Below are 17372 nucleotides of genomic sequence, written 5' to 3'. Positions count from 1 at the left end.
AAGAATGGGAAAAGACTGGATCCTATTTCAGTAAAAATCATGGAATAATGGAAACTCAAATTCCAGAATTTTGGCGGACAGAGGTTTTTCATCCTCTGTCCGTTCATTTTCCAATAGTTTTATTGCTACTGGCCACCCTTTTTAAGATCATGAGTCTATGGTCTGGAAGAGAAACCTGGCATTTTGGTGGCCGACTTTTACTAATCCTGGGAGTTATTGGGATCTGGATTTCTATTTATACCGGTGATCTGGCAGATGGGATCGTTTCACGTAAATTATGTGATCCAACTATTTTAAAAGATCACGAAAACTTTGCCTATACCACCGCCTGGTTATTCAGTATTGGGCTTTTACTGGAGATAGTATTACATTACTTCAAAAGCTTCAGGAATAAACTGACTAATCTTGTGGTTGTCCTGCTTTTAGTGGCGGGTTCTGCTTGCCTGGCCTATGTAGGTCATCTGGGTGCAAGCCTGGTCTACCAGCAAGCCGCAGGCGTGAATATTCCTTCTGAAAATTGTGCAGAATTTAATTAGAAATGGATTTAAAAGAACACTGGGAAAAGATTTACAATACCAAACAGTTTGAAGAAACGAGCTGGTACCAGCAAAAGCCGGAATACAGCCTTGAGATCATCCGGTCTCTGGGCCTTTCACCTGAAGCGAATATCATTGACATTGGAGGAGGGAATAGTTTTCTGGTAGATCATTTATCGGAATTGGGATATGCAAACATTCATGTGCTGGATATTTCAGCAAAAGCATTGCAGGATTCGCAAAACAGATTAGGGGCTAAAGCTGAAAAAATTAACTGGATAGAGTCTGATGTAACAAACCTTAAACCAGATACATCCTTCGAACTTTGGCATGATCGTGCGGCTCTGCATTTTCTTACCGAAGATAAGCAGGTAGAGGATTACGTTTCAGTTTTGAAGAATTCTTTAAAAATTGGCGCTTATTGTCTTCTATCAGTTTTTTCTGAAAACGGACCCGATAAATGTAGTGGAATCGCGATCAGGAAATATGCAACTTCAGATCTCGAGGAGCTTTTAGAACCAGATTTTGATACGGTAAGGCTCGAGAATCGGGATCATACAACTCCTTGGGGAGCAAAACAGAATTTTTCGACTGGGCTTTTCAGAAGAAAATAAAGAGCGAAGCCAGTTGCATTTTCATAGAAAATTTTAAATTTAGAATGTTCCTTCAATTTTAAAGGCTACTCTATGACTGCACAAGAACTATCAGATCTACTAAAAATTCAGCAAAAGGCATTTACAAAATCACCTCCAGGATACGAACAAAGAATGGAGGCCTTAGCTAGTCTTTCAGAAATGGTAGAAAAAAACCAGGAACGATTGATAGAAGCCGTTTCTCAGGATTTTGGACATCGTAGCTCTGAAGAAACAACCATTCTTGAACTTTTTCCTTTACATGATGAGATTAAACATGCCCGACGACATCTTAAAAGCTGGATGAAAAGAAAATCGGTTCGCAGTTCGTGGTTTCTTTTACCATCTACTGCTTACTATCAATTCCAACCCCTGGGTTCTGTAGGCATCATGGGCGCCTGGAATTACCAGGTTCTATTAACGCTTAGTCCATTGGTAGACGCAATAGCCGCTGGAAATCATGCGATCATCAAACCTTCGGAGATTGCACCGGCATCGGCAGAAGTGATAAAGGATTTGATCAATAAGACATTCGACTCTTCTTATATCCACTGTGTTACTGGTAATGCAGAGCTTGCCAAAGATTTTTCTTCGCTACCATTTGATCATCTATTTTTTACCGGTTCCACCCGGGTGGGAAAATTGATCATGGAAGCAGCGGCACCAAACCTTACACCGGTCACTCTGGAACTTGGTGGAAAATCCCCGGCGATCATTCATGAATCCTACGATCTGGAACTAGCCGCAAAAAGGATCCTTGCCGGCAAACTTTTTAATGCAGGACAAACCTGTGTCGCACCAGATTACCTGGTTATGCCTGTAGATTTAAATGATAAGTTTTTAGGATACAGCAAACAGGTAGTAGAAAAGTTCTATCCAGATATTGCTAACAACAAACAGTATTCCTATATCATTAGCGATAAACATTTTAAACGTTTAACATCTTTACTCGAAGACGCTAAACAAAAAGGTGCCAAAATTATCGAATTGTGCGAAACCAATGAGTTACCAGAAGGAATGATGACTCCAAAATTGGTCATTGGCGTCAACGATGAAATGGAGATCATGCAGGAAGAGATCTTTGGTCCGCTATTGCCCGTATTAAACCTTGAATCTGTGGAGCAGGCAATCGAATATGTAAACGCGAATGCGAAACCTCTGGCACTTTACTATTTTGATGATAACCAGGATCGTATAGATCATCTTTTAAAATTCACGCTTTCAGGTGGAGTGACCATTAATGATACTATTTACCATCTGGCGCAACACAGGTTGCCTTTTGGTGGAGTGGGAGCAAGCGGAATGGGGCACTATCACGGTTTTGACGGTTTTAAAACCTTCTCGAAAAAGCGGGCAGTCATGCAACAGAAGAAATTCGGTGCAACAGATATTCTGCATCCGCCTTATACCGATATTAAAAAGAAACTAATAGGTGTAATGGGAGATATTAGCAAAGTTTAAAATTTTTATGGAAGGAAAATTAGAAAAGAAAATAGTTGAGGTAAACGGATTTCCGCACATCCCCTTATATTCTGAAGAGTTTACTGAAGCCGAAATGCTGTTAAGAGCCAGAAAGTTTTATTCAGCACTTTCTGCTCGAAGATCGGTTAGACATTTTTCAGCTCGACCGGTAGCGAAAGAAATTATTGAGCAATTGATTCTTTCTGCTGGAACGGCGCCTTCAGGAGCACATAAACAGCCCTGGAAATTTTGTGCGATCTCTTCCGAAGAAATTAAAAGAGATATAAGAATCGCTGCAGAAGAGGAAGAACAGGCTAATTATAGTATCAGGATGAGCGAACAATGGCTGAAGGATCTTGCGCCACTGGGAACCGATACCAATAAGGAGTTTTTAGAGATCGCCCCCTGGATCATAGTGGTTTTTAAGGAAGCCTATGAAATTGGATCTAAAGATGAAAAACTTACGAATTACTATGTAAATGAGTCGGTTGGGATCGCCTGCGGAATGCTAATTTCTGCTATTCATAATGCCGGACTTGTCACTTTGACGCATACACCCAGCCCTATGAACTTTCTTTCAAAAATTCTCAAACGGCCAAAGAATGAAAGACCTTATTTATTATTGCCGATAGGTTATGCTGCTAAAAACGCGCTGGTACCGGATATTGAGCGAAAAACGCTATCACAGATCACAGAGTTTTACGAATAAAAAAACGCCGTATCTGTAGGGTGATACGGCGTTCAATTTTAAAAACCTGTAAAATCTAACCGCTTGCAATGTAGATGAAAGCTCAAAAACCGAAAGTAACATTTGTTACAAAACCTAAACTAATCATTTAAATGCCAGTTATATACATACAGCGTGATTCAGAATGGGCGAATAAAATGAGAAATTTTGAGCTATATCTTAATGGAACAAAGATTGGTGATATAGGCGATCATGAAACAAAGAAGTATACGGTCCCGCCAGGTGTATATAGTCTGGAAGCGAAAATAGACTGGTGCGGTAGTCAGCCGCTTGCTTTCACACTGGGTAAGGATGAAAGTATCCATGTCCAGGTTTCAGGTTTTGTGATGTCAAAATTTTTTATGCCTTCTGCGATGCTTATCGCAATATTATATTTCTTTCTGTATTTAAAATACGATTATAACAGCCTCGTTCTTGGGGTGATCCTAATGGTATTACTCGGCTATTTGATATTCTTCCTAAGCTTTGGTAGGAACTATTACTTAAGGCTGGAACAAAAATAAAAAACCCCGTTCGATGCCGGGGTTTGAGTTTTACTCTGGAGTTTCACATCTGCTATCGATGAGGTTCCTCTCTTTAAGCTCCTGCCAGAAACCTGATGGGATCTTCGTATCGAAAGCTTTCATGTTTTCTTCTACCTGCTTCGGCTTACTGGCACCTGCCAGCACAGTATTTACAACTTTAGGAGCATAAGAGAATTGAATGGAAGCCTTACTTAGATCCACGTTATACTTCTCTGCAACCTCTTTCATTCCGTTTAACTGCTTTACTTTATCATCGGGCATTTCCCCACCATAATTATAGCGCTTCTGTCCTGATAACAGACCAGCACTAAATGGTGCTGCAGCAATAAGTCCCACATCGTGTTTATCGATCACGGGAAATAATTCATCGATTGATTTTTTATGATCGATCATGGAATACTGAATAGCAGAAAGGAACAGATCAGGATCTGCATCTGTCTCTTCCAGGGTCTTTACTATAGGTTCTATGGTATTAACTCCAAGCCCCCAACCTTTAATTATTCCTTCTTCACGCATTCTGGTAAGTTCTGGCATCGCGCCAGTTCTTGCTACTTCAAAATGATCCAGCCAGGTTGTACCATCTTTATATTCATCGTTATGATCTGGTGAAAGATCATGAATAAATACATAGTCTATGCTCTCAACTCCCAGTCTTTGTAAACTGTCTTCCACAGATCTTCTTACAGCTTCTGCAGAATAGTCATATTCATAATCGAATGGAGCAGGTTCGTTCCACATTGTTTCCGGCTTATTTCCATTAGCCTTTAGTAATCTGCCTGCTTTGGTCGTAAGAATATAATCCTCACGTTTTTTGTTATGCAGAAAATGTCCAAATCTTCGTTCACTTAATCCCAATCCATACCATGGAGAGGTATCATAATAACGTACACCTGCATTCCATGCTCCTTCAAGGGTATTTTCTGCTTCTTTATCGCTAAGTACTTTGAAACCGTTTCCAATGGCTACACCACCTAGTCCAAACTTCTGTTTTAAAACTTCTCTACTCATAATTCATTTTTTAGCAGTATAAAATTAAGCAAAAGCTATAGCCTGAAAGGGATGTTTAACGCACTCTAACATACAAGGTTTTCGTACGTTAAGGTTCTCAAAAAACAACTGTAACCAATGTTACTTCCTATCCCACAAGATATTTCTATTTTTGTAAGGCAATGAAAGTGGAGAAATATCTAGAGATCATCCAGAGTTCTTTTTCAGGGTACGCAAATTACCTCTGGAACGAGATCACCAGTCCTACATGGACCAGTTATTTTTACTGGCTTATAGGTTTGTCCCTTATGGTTTGGACGTTAGAGGTATTGATCCCCTGGAGAAAAGAGCAAAAACCAATACGTAAGGGATTCTGGCTCGATTCTTTTTATATAGTATTCAATTTTTTCCTGTTTTCGCTTATTGGGTATAATGCGCTGAGTAATGTCGCCGTCGAGATATTCAATGATTTTCTGGGACTTTTCGGGATCAATAATATTGTTGCTTTTCAAATAGATCAACTACCAGCCTGGACGCAATTACTTATCATGTTCGTGATCGCCGACTTTATTCAGTGGAACGTGCACAGGCAGTTGCATCGCAGGACATGGTTATGGGAGTTTCATAAGGTACATCATAGTGTAAAGCAAATGGGTTTTGCGGCCCAGTTCCGGTTTCATTTTATGGAAACCATTATCTATAAAACTGTACAATATATTTCACTGGCTATGATTGGCTTTGGGATACAGGAGTTTTTCGTGGTACATATGTTTGCGGTATTGGTAGGTCATTTAAATCATGCGAATCTAGGTTGGGGCTACGGACCGCTGGGATACATTTTTAATAATCCAAAAATGCATATCTGGCATCACAGTAAAGAATTGCCAAAGGACAGACCCTTCGGAATGAACTTCGGATTAAGTCTTAGTATCTGGGATTATCTCTTTGGTACCGCCTATATTCCGAAGAATGGAAAACAAATAGAATTAGGATTTCATGGAGATGAAAATTTTCCGGAGACTTTTAAAAGTCAGACCCTGTATCCTTTCAGAAGAAAATAAAATTTAAGAACAATAAATAAAGATCATATTATGGATATAAAGCAATTTAAAGACGAACCACTGGCACATTATTCTTATGCGATTGTGAGTGAAGGTAAAATGGCGCTGGTTGATCCATCCAGAAACCCGATGCAGTATTATTCTTATGCTGAATCCAAGAATGCTAAGATCGTGGCTATTTTTGAAACACACCCACATGCCGATTTTATTAGCGGACATATGCAAATTCACCAGGAAACGGGTGCGACTATTTATACCAGTGAGATGGTGGGAGCAGATTATCCTCACCAGGGATTTGATGATGGTGACAGTTTTGAAATGGGAAAGATCACCTTTAGTGCGATCAATACTCCAGGGCACTCACCAGATAGTATTACGATAGTTGCGAAAGAGGACAAAGACACTGCACTTTTTACCGGTGACACTTTGTTCATTGGAAACGTGGGAAGACCAGATCTTCGTGAAAAGGCTGGGAATATGACCGCTAAACGAAAGGAACTGGCGAGTGATATGTATCACACGATCAAGAATAAATTCACAGATCTTCCAGATGATGCTTTGGTGTATCCTGCTCACGGTGCAGGTTCTCTCTGCGGAAAGAACATGAGCGATGATTCTTCCAGTACACTTGGAAATGAAAGACAGGGCAACTGGGCATTTAAAGAACAGACAGAAGAAGAGTTTATTGAGGAAATACTGAAGGATCAGCCATTCATACCTAGTTATTTTGGTTTTGATGTAGATCTGAACAAAACCGGACCTGAGAATGTACAGCGTACCAAATGGGCTAACGAAGTACGTCTTTATGTGACTGAGAAAGAAGATGAAGATATGCTGGTAGTAGATACCAGGGATGAAGAAACTTTTAAAAACGGTCATCTTTCTAATAGTATTAATATCATGTGCCGTTCAGAAAAGGATAAGTTCGAAACCTGGTTAGGTGCAATCGTAAAACCGGAAGAAGCTTTTTACCTGGTTATAGAATCTGTAGACCAACTGGAAGAAGTACTGGAAAGAGCTGCGAAGATCGGCTATGAAAAACAGATCAGGGGTGTTTACACTCTTGGAGAAGATCTTCCAGTAGAAAGCAGGGAATTTGATCTCGAAGATTTCAAAAACAACCAGAACAACTACACCATCGTGGATATTAGAAATACCAGCGAAGTGAATGAAGGTAAGTTTTTCCAAGATGCGATCGCTGTTCCTTTAAATGAACTTAGAGAGGAACATATCGAGATCCCTTCACACAAACCGGTAGTGGTTCATTGTGCCGGAGGTTATAGATCTGCTGCAGGTAGTAGTATTCTTGAAAACATCTTTGAAGCCACCCGGGTTTATGACCTTAGTGAGGACATCAAGGAATTTAAATAATAGCAACTAAATTCAAAATTAGAGCCTGGGAAATTCCCGGGCTTTTTTATGTAAAGCTGTGAAATTTTTAATGTTCGGCTTCAAATCGAGAAGCCTTTAGATAAAAGTTTAAGAATTTTGGGCTTTTTTTGATATTTCAGCAATAGAAATTGCTTTTTAATTTTTCTATATTTACGCTCCTACGGTTAAAATCAATACATAAACGTATTTATGGAAAAAAAATACAAGGTTAAAGTAAATGAAGATTTTGAGTTCGAGTTCAGCCAGGAAGAGATCGCTGCACTGGATACCCAGAAAACTTCAGAAGCACATTATCATATCTTAAAAGATAATCGTTCCTTTTCCGCAGAAGTCTTTAAACCAGATTTCCTTCACAGAAAATATGACATCAAAATCAACTCAAATATCTATTCGGTAAGGATCAATAACGATCTGGACCAGTTGATAGAGGAGATGGGACTTTCCTTAGGTAGCTCTCAGCAAGTAAACGATATCAAGGCACCTATGCCAGGACTTATCCTGGAAGTAAATGTAAAAGAAGGCGATGAGGTCAAAGAAGGTGATTATCTGCTGGTTCTTGAGGCCATGAAAATGGAAAATACACTTACGGCACCCAGAGATGGCGTGGTGAAATCTGTTAGTGTAAGCAAGGCAGATACGGTAGAGAAGAATCAGTTATTGATCGAAATGGAATAATGATAATATTCAAAATTTCAGGATTAGAAATATGAAGAAAATATTAGTAGCAAATAGAGGCGAGATCGCGCTTAGAGTAATGAAAACTGTAAAACGTATGGGTATAGATACGGTTGCAGTTTATTCTGAGGCAGATAGAAACGCACCTCACGTTCGGTTTGCAGATGAAGCAGTTTGCATTGGACCTGCGGCATCCAGCGAATCTTACCTTAAAGGAGATAAGATCATTGAAGTTGCTAAACACCTTGGAGTGGACGGGATTCATCCAGGGTATGGATTCCTTAGTGAAAATGCAGGTTTTGCAGAAGCTGTAGAAAAGAATGGCATTACTTGGATTGGTCCTGGTAGTAAGGCGATCAAGGTAATGGGAAGTAAGCTTGCCGCGAAAGATGCGGTAAAAGCCTACGATATTCCTATGGTTCCCGGGATAGATGAAGCGATTACCGATACTGAAAAAGCAAAGTCAATTGGAAGAGATATTGGTTTTCCAATTCTTATCAAAGCCTCTGCCGGTGGTGGAGGAAAAGGAATGCGTGTTGTTGAGAAAGAAGAAAACCTGGAAGACCAGATGAAGAGAGCGATTAGCGAAGCTGAATCTGCTTTTGGCGATGGTTCGGTTTTTATCGAGAAATACGTTTCTTCTCCTAGACATATTGAAATACAGGTATTATCTGACACTCACGGTAACTATTTACATCTGTTCGAAAGAGAATGTAGCGTGCAGCGTAGACACCAGAAAGTTGTGGAAGAAGCACCTTCAGTGGTTCTTGACGATGACTTGCGGGCAAAAATGGGTGAGGCAGCAGTAAAAGTTGCCAAGGCCTGTGATTATGTAGGTGCTGGTACTGTAGAATTCTTGTTCGATGAAAACAGGAATTTTTACTTCCTGGAAATGAATACAAGATTACAGGTAGAACACCCTGTGACCGAATATATAACGGGTGTGGATCTTGTTGAACAGCAGATCAGAATCGCTCGTGGGGAGGCAATTGCCTTTACTCAGAATGACTTAAAGATCAAAGGACACGCCATGGAACTCCGCGTTTATGCTGAAGATCCTCTGGAAGATTTTATGCCAAGTACGGGAACCCTTGAGAAATATCAGATTCCGCAGGGTGTAGGAATTCGAATGGATAATGGTTTTGAAGAAGGAATGGAAGTACCTATCTATTATGATCCCATGCTTGCGAAACTGGTGACCTATGGTAAAACCCGGGAAGAAGCGATCGAGGTAATGATCAAAGCGATCGATAATTATATAGTGGAAGGTGTTTCAACGACACTTGCCTTCGGAAAATTCGTTTTCCAGCATGATGCTTTCAGAAGCGGTGATTTTGACACCCATTTCGTTAAGAAATATTATTCGCCGGAAGCGCTGAAAGAGGAAACAGAACAGGAAGCCAGACTGGCAGCATTACTGGCGCTCAAACAATATTTAAATGATAAGGAACAGCTAAGGCTGCCTTCAAACTAATTCTATATAATTCAGAATCATACGAATGAGTCAGAATCTAGAAAAATTAAAAGAAAAGATTGCTGAAGCCCACAAGGGTGGAGGTGAGCAACGAATAGCCAAGCAACACGAAAAGAAGAAACTTACCGCAAGAGAGCGCGTAGATTATCTTCTGGATGAAAATTCCTTCGAGGAGATCGGTATCCTGGTGACTCATCGTACGACCGACTTTGGAATGGAAAAGCAGAAATTCTACGGTGATGGGGTTGTTACAGGTTATGGAACAATTCGCGGCAGGTTGGTGTATGTATTTGCACAGGATTTCACGGTTTTTGGAGGTTCACTTTCAGAAACCCATGCCGAGAAGATCTGTAAGATCATGGACATGGCCGTAAAGGTTGGAGCACCGCTTATTGGATTAAACGATTCAGGAGGAGCAAGGATCCAGGAAGGAGTAAAATCTCTGGGTGGTTATGCTGATATCTTTCACAGAAATGTAAAAGCATCGGGCGTAGTTCCTCAAATTTCAGCTATCATGGGACCTTGCGCCGGTGGAGCTGTATATTCTCCTGCTATGACCGACTTCACCCTGATGGTGGAGGATACTTCCTATATGTTCGTTACCGGTCCAAACGTGGTTAAAACGGTAACGAATGAAGAGGTGACTTCCGAAGAACTTGGAGGAGCCAGCACGCATTCTACAAAATCCGGGGTTACGCACGTGACTGCTGCCAACGATATTATTTGTCTTGAAAATATCAAGCAGTTGATAAGTTATATGCCGCAGAATAACAAAACCGCACCAGAAAAGCTGGAATTCAAATTAGGTGATGAACACAGGGAGATCCTGGAAAGTATTGTTCCAGATAGTTCTAATAAGCCTTATGATATGTATGAAGTAATTCATGGTATTATAGATGAGGATTCATTCTTCGAAATTCATAAAGATTACGCTGAGAATATTATTGTTGGTTTTTCCAGGATTGGAGGACGTAGTATCGGGATCATTGCAAACCAGCCTATGAGTCTTGCGGGAGTTCTGGATGTAGACGCTTCCAAAAAAGCAGCGAGATTCACCAGGTTCTGTGATTGCTTTAATATTCCCCTATTGGTGCTGGTTGATGTACCAGGTTTCCTTCCGGGAACAGATCAGGAATGGAACGGGATCATCCTGCACGGCGCAAAATTATTATATGCATTCAGTGAGGCGACAGTTCCAAAAGTTACGGTGATCACCAGGAAGGCGTATGGAGGTGCTTACGACGTAATGAATTCCAAGCATATTGGAGCCGATCTTAACTTTGCCTGGCCAACTGCGGAAATTGCCGTAATGGGAGCAAAGGGAGCTTCGGAAATTATTTTTAGAAAAGAGATTTCACAGGCAGAGGATCCGGAAAAGAAACTGGCAGAAAAGGAGGCTGAATATGCTGAAAAATTCGCCACTCCTTTTGAAGCTGCACAACGTGGTTTTATCGATGAGGTGATCATGCCGAAGGATACGCGTAGAAAGTTGATACGTGCGTTTAGTGCACTTGAAAATAAAGCGGTTCTAAGACCGGATAGAAAACACGGTAATATTCCGTTATAGGGAATGTCAAATTACTTATAAATGCTGAATGGGAATTCAGCATTTATTTTTTACTGAAATTTGAAAATGATGAAATTCAATAAGATCGTTCTGGTAGACCATACAAAAATGAACGAGGAGTCCATAAATAAACTGAAGCAATATTCAGAAAACGGGGTAGAGGTATATGATGATTACCCGGAAGATGAGCAGACAATTATAGATAGGATTGGCGATGCAGAAGCGATTATCGTATCATGGCATACTCAAATCACTGAAAAGGTCATAGAGTCCTGTTCGGGCTTAAAATATATAGGAATGGCTTGTAGTCTTTATGACGATGAATCGGCAAATGTTGCGGTGAATTTCGCCCGGGATCGCGGGATCGAAGTACGCGGGATTCGTGATTATGGAGATCCTGGTGTAGCTGAATTTATAATTTCTGAATTAATTCAGTTATTAAATGGCTATTCTGGTAAACAATGGAAACACATGCCCCGGGAGCTAACCGATCTTAAAATTGGGATCGTAGGTCTGGGGACTACCGGAAAGCTACTGGCAGATTGCTTAAAGCCGTTTGGAGCAGATCTTTATTATCATAGCAATACCAGGAAAGAGGATTACGAGGAGAAAGGTTTGACTTATCTTGAATTACCAGAACTAGTGGAAACCTGTGATGTACTGAGCTTTCATTTGCCAAAAAATACTCAGGTAATGACTTCGGAATATTTTCAGAAGTTTGGAGATTCTAAGATCATCATCAATACCAGCCTTGGTCTTCCTTTTGAACTGGACAGCTTCAGAAACTGGATAGCGCAGCAGTCCAATTTTGGCATCTTCGATAGCGATGGAGGGAAAGAGCTTTCCGAAGAAATACAGAAACAAGACAACGTTATCGCCCACGATAAAAGTGCAGGCTGGTCTTCACAAACTCTTGTAAGGCTTTCTGATAAAACTCTACAAAAGCTGGCAGACTTTTGTGAAGAAGGATAGTGTAACCATTGTTACTTAATTATCGGTGTACTTCTCGCATCTTTGCAATCAATAAAAAATAATTATGGATCTAATTTTTCAGGGATGGCCCTGGTATGTGGCTGGCCCGCTTATCGCACTCATTATGTTTCTCCTCATTTTTATGGGGAAGCAGTTTGGAATGTCTTCAAATCTTCGAACTTTATGTACCATCTGTGGAGCAGATAAATCTGCCGGCTTTTTTGATTTCAACTGGAGAGCTCAAAAGTGGAATCTTGTGGTGATTGTTGGAGCCGCCATTGGTGGTTTTATTGCGATGAACTTTTTGACAGTAGATCCTGCAGTGGCCATTAATCCAGATACGGTCGCAAACCTTAATGAACTGGGATTTGCCAGTGCAGGTGAGGCATATCTTCCAGATGAATTATATAGTTTAGAAGCACTTACAGACTGGAAAGCGCTTAGTATCCTTATTATTGGAGGATTTTTGATAGGTTTTGGTGCTAGATGGGCTGGTGGATGTACTTCTGGACATGCCATTTCAGGGCTTAGTAATTTACAGCTGCCTTCGTTGATCGCTGTTGTTGGATTTTTTATAGGTGGATTATTTATGATCCATGTGTTGTTCCCTTTAATTTTTTAAGAGATGAGAGTAGTAGGATATTTAGTCATAGGAATCATGTTCGGTATCGTAATGTTCAAGTCTGAAGCAGCTTCCTGGTTCAGGATCTACGAGATGTTCAGATTCGAGTCATTCCATATGTATGGGATCATTGGTTCTGCTTTGGTCATTGGTGTTCTTGGAACGTTATTGATCAAGAAAAAAGGAATGAAGGATGTTCAGGGTGAACCAATCACTTTTCAGCCAAAGGAAAAAAGCCTTAGTAGATATATGTATGGCGGAATTATCTTTGGATTGGGTTGGGCGCTTGCCGGAGCCTGTCCGGGACCAATTTACACGCTCATTGGTGCAGGATATGTATCTGTGATCGTTGTTTTCCTGGCAGCGATGCTTGGAACCTTTGTTTACGGGCTATTGCGCGATAAACTTCCACATTAATCAATAGACACGATATAAAAAAGCTTGCTGAAATTTAAAATTTCAGCAAGCTTTTTGATTTGGATTTCTTACAGCTATCGAAGCTGGGCTGTGCTAAAGAACTCCTGTAGAAGTTTTACAGTTTTTTCCTGGAAATTGCTATTCGATGGAATCCTGCATACTTCGGGATTCTTCCAGCATTCTAAGAGCATCGTTCATCCCGGCATTATTGAAATAGAGATATTCCTTTACGATCTTTCCATCCTCAAATCTGGCTGTTATATGCACCGGGATCACGATCATTGAATCGTTTTCTGCGATCGTACCTTCCCATTCACCCCAGAAATTAACCCAGGTTTCCCCGGCATCTGTCACTACCATTTCAAATTCATTCTCAGAATCTACGAAATCATAGGAAGAAAGTGCCGAGTTATTTTGCTTATGCATGGCTACCGCGGCAGATACATCTATTGATTCCCGACTATTATAAAAAAGTTCTACGCTGTCTGCGAAGTGGGATTTATACTCATCCCATTCTCCGTTTTCATAATTCTGCAGCACAGTTTTAAATGTATTAATCTGTTCTGAATCCTGCGTGTACCGGATCTTTTCTTCCTCCTTATTATTCTGATCACAGGAAATAAGTAGAAATATGCATGAAAATAAAAGGAATAAATTTTTCATAATCTTAATTTTCAGCCTTGTAAGAGATTTCAGGTTTTAGATGTCCTGTAACAACTTCACGTTTAGAGAAGACTTTCTGTATTTCTGAAGACAGTTTTTCACCCTCTTCGCCAAGTAATTCTCCATTCTCTTTTCTCATTTTTTCTACGGAGGCAGCATCTTTACCAGATACAGCTACCATAAAATAGGAATCCATAGTTCCGAAGCCACTTCTATAAAGTCGGTAGTAAGCTTTTGAATCTTTATCTTCATAAAGTTTCCTGGCAGCTTTAGCCATCTCTACAGCTTTATCCATTTTTCCCGGAGGAATATGGTAAAATACAAGCTCTCTGTAATTCATTCCTTCCATACTTTGATCCATACCTTCAGGCATATATGAATGCTCTTTGTCAAGATTTAGAATATAATCTCCGTGTTTGGTAAAAGTTTCAGCAAATGGCTCAAATAGCTTTTCGAAAGCTTCCTCGCCCATTTTTTCCTGCAGGTCTTTGAACGGATTCTTATCCAGTTCAGCAAAATTGTCAATTTCCGTAAGGTACATTACGCGATTATCATCGGCCTGAAATGCCAGCCATTCCATGCCTTCCATATTATGCTCTTTAGCAGCTTTCAGCAAGGCTTTATCGGCTTCTATATGCTTGTCCATCATACCGTCTTTCACGTGATCTTCATGCACTACAAACATTTGAAAATTATCACCTTGAGCTGTCAATAGGCTTGTTGAACATAGCGCAAGAGCCAGGAGAATCGAAAAGGATCTTAGTAACTTCATTTGGTCTGGTTTTTATGGTTAATAAATATGAATTTAGGGAGTAATTCATTGTAGATGAGTGCGTTTTGGACGTAACTAACCAAAAAATGTCCGGGCGTAGCTAAAAAGTTTCCGAAGAAAAAATGTTGGAAAATGGCGGGATAAAGATACAGGGCTATATTACCTGTAAATGTTGAAAAAGCTCCGTTCTCATATTTTTACTAAGTGGAAGCGATCGAGATGCAATGAGGACATGATTGCTTCCAATCTCATCGATATGAGAGAGATTGGCGATATAAGATCGATGAATTCGTAAAAAACGTTTATCGGTAATTTTGTCATTGACTTCTTTCAGGGAACAAACCAGAAGAAATTTCTTATTCCGTAAATATACCTTACAGTAATTTCGATCTGCTTCGATATAATGTATGTCATCAAGCGAAATTCGTACCATCGTATCATGGCATCGAACAAAGATGCGGTCTTTCAAAATAAGTTGACAGTCTGTTTTCGGTGGCTTCTTTCTTAGTCTATCAAGCGATTCTGAAATCTCTTCTTTGAAGAATTGTTTCTGATCTTTCAGTTTATTGAAAATCATCTTCTGAAGAAATTTTGTTTTACCTCCGTTAAAATACAATACTGAATGTTCTTCTTTCGAAGGATTGGATTCAAACCCATTCAGCTGACCTTTAAGATGATCTTCCATGAGAATAAGATCGGGGACATCCTGTTCTATAAAATGGAGTGCATCCTTTGCTGTTGAGAATATACCTGTGATTTGATAGCCCAGTTTGTTAAGCCGTAAAGATAACTTAGCGGCCATGGGAATATTTTTTTCAACAATAATGATTTTCGCTTGCCTGGTCATTCAATAAAAGTATACTATAAATATACTGAAACTATTGATAATCAGAGAGGTATGATGGTTATTATCTTATTCTTGAACTTCCGGGAGAAGTAGGGTAGAAGGAGGGAAGCGTGATCTTATACTTGACAACGACCAGTCTTATGCTAATCACTGTAAGCGCCGTAGCGAGGTAAATAACGTCGGTATTCATTCCCAGGTCGTAAAGTGTAACATAGGCAAGTGCACCAATAAGGCAGGCAGTGGCATAGATTTCTTTTCTAAAGATCACCGGGATTTCATTACAGAGAATATCCCGAATCACACCTCCAAAAGTCCCGGTCATAGCTCCAAGTGCAACAGATATGATAGGATCCAACCCGTTCTGTATTCCGGTTTCTACTCCGGTAATGGTAAAAACACCAAGTCCAATAGTATCAAATAGAAAAAGTGATTTTTTCAAATAGTTCAGCTTATTTCTGAAGATGATCGCCAGAATTGTTACGACACCTATAAGGTATATGTACATAATGTTTTCCATCCAGGTAACTGGTGTATCACCAATTAGAATATCCCGCACAGTTCCACCGCCAATCGCTGTAACGAAGGCAATAATAAAGATTCCGAAGAGATCAAGTCTACGGTTCATGGCAGATAAAGCACCGGAAATCGCGAATGCGATCGTACCAAGGATATCCAGGATGCTAAACAAACTTATTTCCATACTTGGCAAAGGTAGTTTTATCTTTTAAATTTGCCTGATTGTGTGATAGTTTCGCGCTTATTTTAGCTTCCTATTTAGATATAGATTAAGTTAATATCTATTTTTGTAAGTTTTAGTGCAAACTACCTACTTTTATAACACAGAAAATCAAAAGATATGAGTGATACTATCGAGAGAATAAAATGCCTGATCATAGGTTCAGGTCCTGCAGGTTATACCGCAGCGATCTATGCCGCAAGGGCAGATATGAAACCAGTTATGTATACCGGAATGGAACCAGGCGGACAGTTAACTACTACCACAGAAGTTGACAATTTTCCAGGTTATCCTGAAGGTATAGATGGTCCAAAAATGATGATGGATCTGCAACAGCAGGCTGAACGTTTTGGAACAAAGGTGAGAATTGGAATGATCACTGAAGTTGACTTTTCTAAAGAAGTAGGCGGGATCCACAGAGCTCTTGTAGATAACAAGACCTGGATAGAAGCTGAAAGTGTGATCATATCTACCGGGGCAACTGCTAAGTATTTAGGTCTACCTAGTGAGCAAAAGCTTAGAGGTGGAGGAGTATCTGCATGTGCAGTATGTGACGGGTTCTTTTATAAAGGCCAGGATGTAGCCATCGTAGGTGGTGGTGATACCGCTGCAGAAGAAGCTACTTACTTATCGAATATCTGTAATAAAGTGACCATGCTGGTTCGTAAGGACTATATGAAAGCTTCAAAAGCAATGCAGCACCGTGTGGAAACTACCAAGAACATTGACCTTCGTTACAATACAGAAGTAGATGAGATCTTAGGTGAGCAGGTAGTAGAAGGACTTAGAATGGTGAATAACCAGACTGGTGAGAAGGAAGAAATCGATATTACAGGATTCTTTGTTGCTATTGGACATAAACCCAATACCGATATTTTCAAAGGTTGGTTAGATATGGACGAAACTGGTTACGTGATTACTGAGAGTAAGACTACCAGAACTAATATCCCAGGTGTTTTCGCTTCCGGTGATGTTCAGGATAAGGTTTACAGACAGGCGATTACCGCAGCTGGAACAGGTTGTATGGCAGCACTGGATGCAGAAAGATATCTTGCTGAGATCGAAACTGAAGAAGATATTCAAAAGCCGCAAACAAGACCTGAAACAGTTTAATTCAGGTACCATATAAAAGAAAAAAGTCCCGCAATTGCGGGACTTTTTTTTTTGATACTAACTTAGAATTTTAATTGTCGGTCTTCACCTTTACTTCTCCATCGTCAACCTTGATCTTTGTTTCTGAACCATCGGCTCTGTCAACTTTCTTCTTATACTCGCCATCATCCTTT

Annotated in this window: 19 protein-coding genes; 14 read left to right on the top strand and 5 right to left on the bottom strand. The window is 40.1% G+C overall.

The window, feature by feature from the left end; all coding sequences use genetic code 11:
- From ACNKXS_RS13150 to ACNKXS_RS13130, 5 genes are all read left to right on the top strand, one after another.
- On the top strand, nt 1-536 hold a 536-nt coding region (locus ACNKXS_RS13150), incomplete at its 5' end, for a DUF2231 domain-containing protein (RefSeq protein ID WP_417921236.1).
- A gap of 2 nt (nt 537-538) precedes the next feature.
- Nucleotides 539-1150, top strand: coding sequence for a class I SAM-dependent methyltransferase (locus ACNKXS_RS13145; RefSeq protein WP_417921235.1), 612 nt, complete (start codon nt 539-541; stop codon nt 1148-1150).
- 72 nt (nt 1151-1222) lie between these two features.
- Nucleotides 1223-2629 (top strand): coniferyl aldehyde dehydrogenase, encoded by a 1407-nt coding sequence (locus ACNKXS_RS13140; RefSeq protein WP_417921234.1) that lies wholly within the window; start codon nt 1223-1225, stop codon nt 2627-2629.
- 7 nt (nt 2630-2636) lie between these two features.
- A complete protein-coding gene (locus tag ACNKXS_RS13135) occupies nt 2637-3338 on the top strand; it encodes a nitroreductase family protein (protein ID WP_417921233.1) in 702 nt (233 codons plus the stop codon).
- Nucleotides 3339-3469: 131 nt separating this feature from the next.
- Nucleotides 3470-3880 carry a hypothetical protein gene (locus ACNKXS_RS13130; RefSeq protein WP_417921232.1) on the top strand — a complete coding sequence of 137 codons (411 nt, stop codon included), beginning with the start codon at nt 3470-3472 and terminating at the stop codon, nt 3878-3880.
- Between the two features lie 30 nt (nt 3881-3910).
- Here ACNKXS_RS13130 and ACNKXS_RS13125 read toward each other — a convergent pair whose 3' ends face one another.
- A complete protein-coding gene (locus ACNKXS_RS13125; protein ID WP_417921231.1) occupies nt 3911-4909 on the bottom strand; it encodes an aldo/keto reductase in 999 nt (332 codons plus the stop codon).
- Between the two features lie 167 nt (nt 4910-5076).
- Here ACNKXS_RS13125 and ACNKXS_RS13120 point away from each other — a divergent pair, with 167 nt between their 5' ends.
- The 8 genes from ACNKXS_RS13120 to ACNKXS_RS13085 all read left to right on the top strand — a co-directional run bounded on the left by ACNKXS_RS13120 (nt 5077) and on the right by ACNKXS_RS13085 (nt 13068).
- Nucleotides 5077-5949: a sterol desaturase family protein gene (locus ACNKXS_RS13120; RefSeq protein WP_417921230.1), complete on the top strand. Its 873-nt coding sequence runs from the start codon at nt 5077-5079 to the stop codon at nt 5947-5949.
- A gap of 30 nt (nt 5950-5979) precedes the next feature.
- Complete coding sequence (locus ACNKXS_RS13115) at nt 5980-7320, top strand: MBL fold metallo-hydrolase (RefSeq protein ID WP_417921229.1); 1341 nt, start codon at nt 5980-5982, stop codon at nt 7318-7320.
- Nucleotides 7321-7530: 210 nt separating this feature from the next.
- Entirely contained in the window at nt 7531-8016 is a 486-nt protein-coding gene (locus ACNKXS_RS13110) for an acyl-CoA carboxylase biotin carboxyl carrier protein subunit (RefSeq protein ID WP_417921228.1), read from the top strand.
- Between the two features lie 31 nt (nt 8017-8047).
- Nucleotides 8048-9490 (top strand): acetyl-CoA carboxylase biotin carboxylase subunit, encoded by a 1443-nt coding sequence (gene accC, locus ACNKXS_RS13105; RefSeq protein WP_417921227.1) that lies wholly within the window; start codon nt 8048-8050, stop codon nt 9488-9490.
- A 25-nt stretch (nt 9491-9515) separates the two neighbouring features.
- The gene (locus ACNKXS_RS13100) at nt 9516-11057 is read left to right on the top strand and encodes an acyl-CoA carboxylase subunit beta (protein WP_417921226.1); all 1542 of its coding nucleotides are present in this window, start codon (nt 9516-9518) and stop codon (nt 11055-11057) included.
- A gap of 66 nt (nt 11058-11123) precedes the next feature.
- A complete protein-coding gene (locus ACNKXS_RS13095; protein WP_417921225.1) occupies nt 11124-12029 on the top strand; it encodes an NAD(P)-dependent oxidoreductase in 906 nt (301 codons plus the stop codon).
- 64 nt (nt 12030-12093) lie between these two features.
- Nucleotides 12094-12651, top strand: a complete 558-nt coding sequence (locus tag ACNKXS_RS13090) for a YeeE/YedE family protein (RefSeq protein ID WP_417921224.1) — start codon at nt 12094-12096, stop codon at nt 12649-12651.
- A gap of 3 nt (nt 12652-12654) precedes the next feature.
- Nucleotides 12655-13068: a DUF6691 family protein gene (locus ACNKXS_RS13085; protein ID WP_417921223.1), complete on the top strand. Its 414-nt coding sequence runs from the start codon at nt 12655-12657 to the stop codon at nt 13066-13068.
- A 138-nt stretch (nt 13069-13206) separates the two neighbouring features.
- On the opposite strand, the gene ACNKXS_RS13080 is transcribed toward ACNKXS_RS13085, so the two are convergent.
- From ACNKXS_RS13080 to ACNKXS_RS13065, 4 genes are all read right to left on the bottom strand, one after another.
- On the bottom strand, nt 13207-13731 hold the full coding sequence (locus tag ACNKXS_RS13080) for a nuclear transport factor 2-like protein (protein WP_417921222.1): 525 nt from the start codon (nt 13729-13731) through the stop codon (nt 13207-13209).
- A gap of 4 nt (nt 13732-13735) precedes the next feature.
- Nucleotides 13736-14503 (bottom strand): hypothetical protein, encoded by a 768-nt coding sequence (locus ACNKXS_RS15520; protein ID WP_470272113.1) that lies wholly within the window; start codon nt 14501-14503, stop codon nt 13736-13738.
- 154 nt (nt 14504-14657) lie between these two features.
- The gene (locus ACNKXS_RS13070; protein ID WP_417921221.1) at nt 14658-15305 is read right to left on the bottom strand and encodes a LytR/AlgR family response regulator transcription factor; all 648 of its coding nucleotides are present in this window, start codon (nt 15303-15305) and stop codon (nt 14658-14660) included.
- 106 nt (nt 15306-15411) lie between these two features.
- Nucleotides 15412-16050 carry a trimeric intracellular cation channel family protein gene (locus tag ACNKXS_RS13065; protein WP_295181969.1) on the bottom strand — a complete coding sequence of 213 codons (639 nt, stop codon included), beginning with the start codon at nt 16048-16050 and terminating at the stop codon, nt 15412-15414.
- A gap of 156 nt (nt 16051-16206) precedes the next feature.
- On the opposite strand from ACNKXS_RS13065, the gene trxB reads away from it, so the two are divergent.
- Nucleotides 16207-17199 (top strand): thioredoxin-disulfide reductase, encoded by a 993-nt coding sequence (gene trxB / locus ACNKXS_RS13060; RefSeq protein ID WP_295181966.1) that lies wholly within the window; start codon nt 16207-16209, stop codon nt 17197-17199.
- Nucleotides 17200-17372: the final 173 nt, after the last annotated feature.

The sequence above is a fragment of the Christiangramia marina genome (genome assembly GCF_048285865.1).
Classification (GTDB): Bacteria; Bacteroidota; Bacteroidia; order Flavobacteriales; family Flavobacteriaceae; genus Christiangramia; species Christiangramia marina.
The sequence above is the reverse complement of the archived record's forward strand: the minus strand, read 5'-3'. Positions and strand labels throughout refer to the sequence as shown.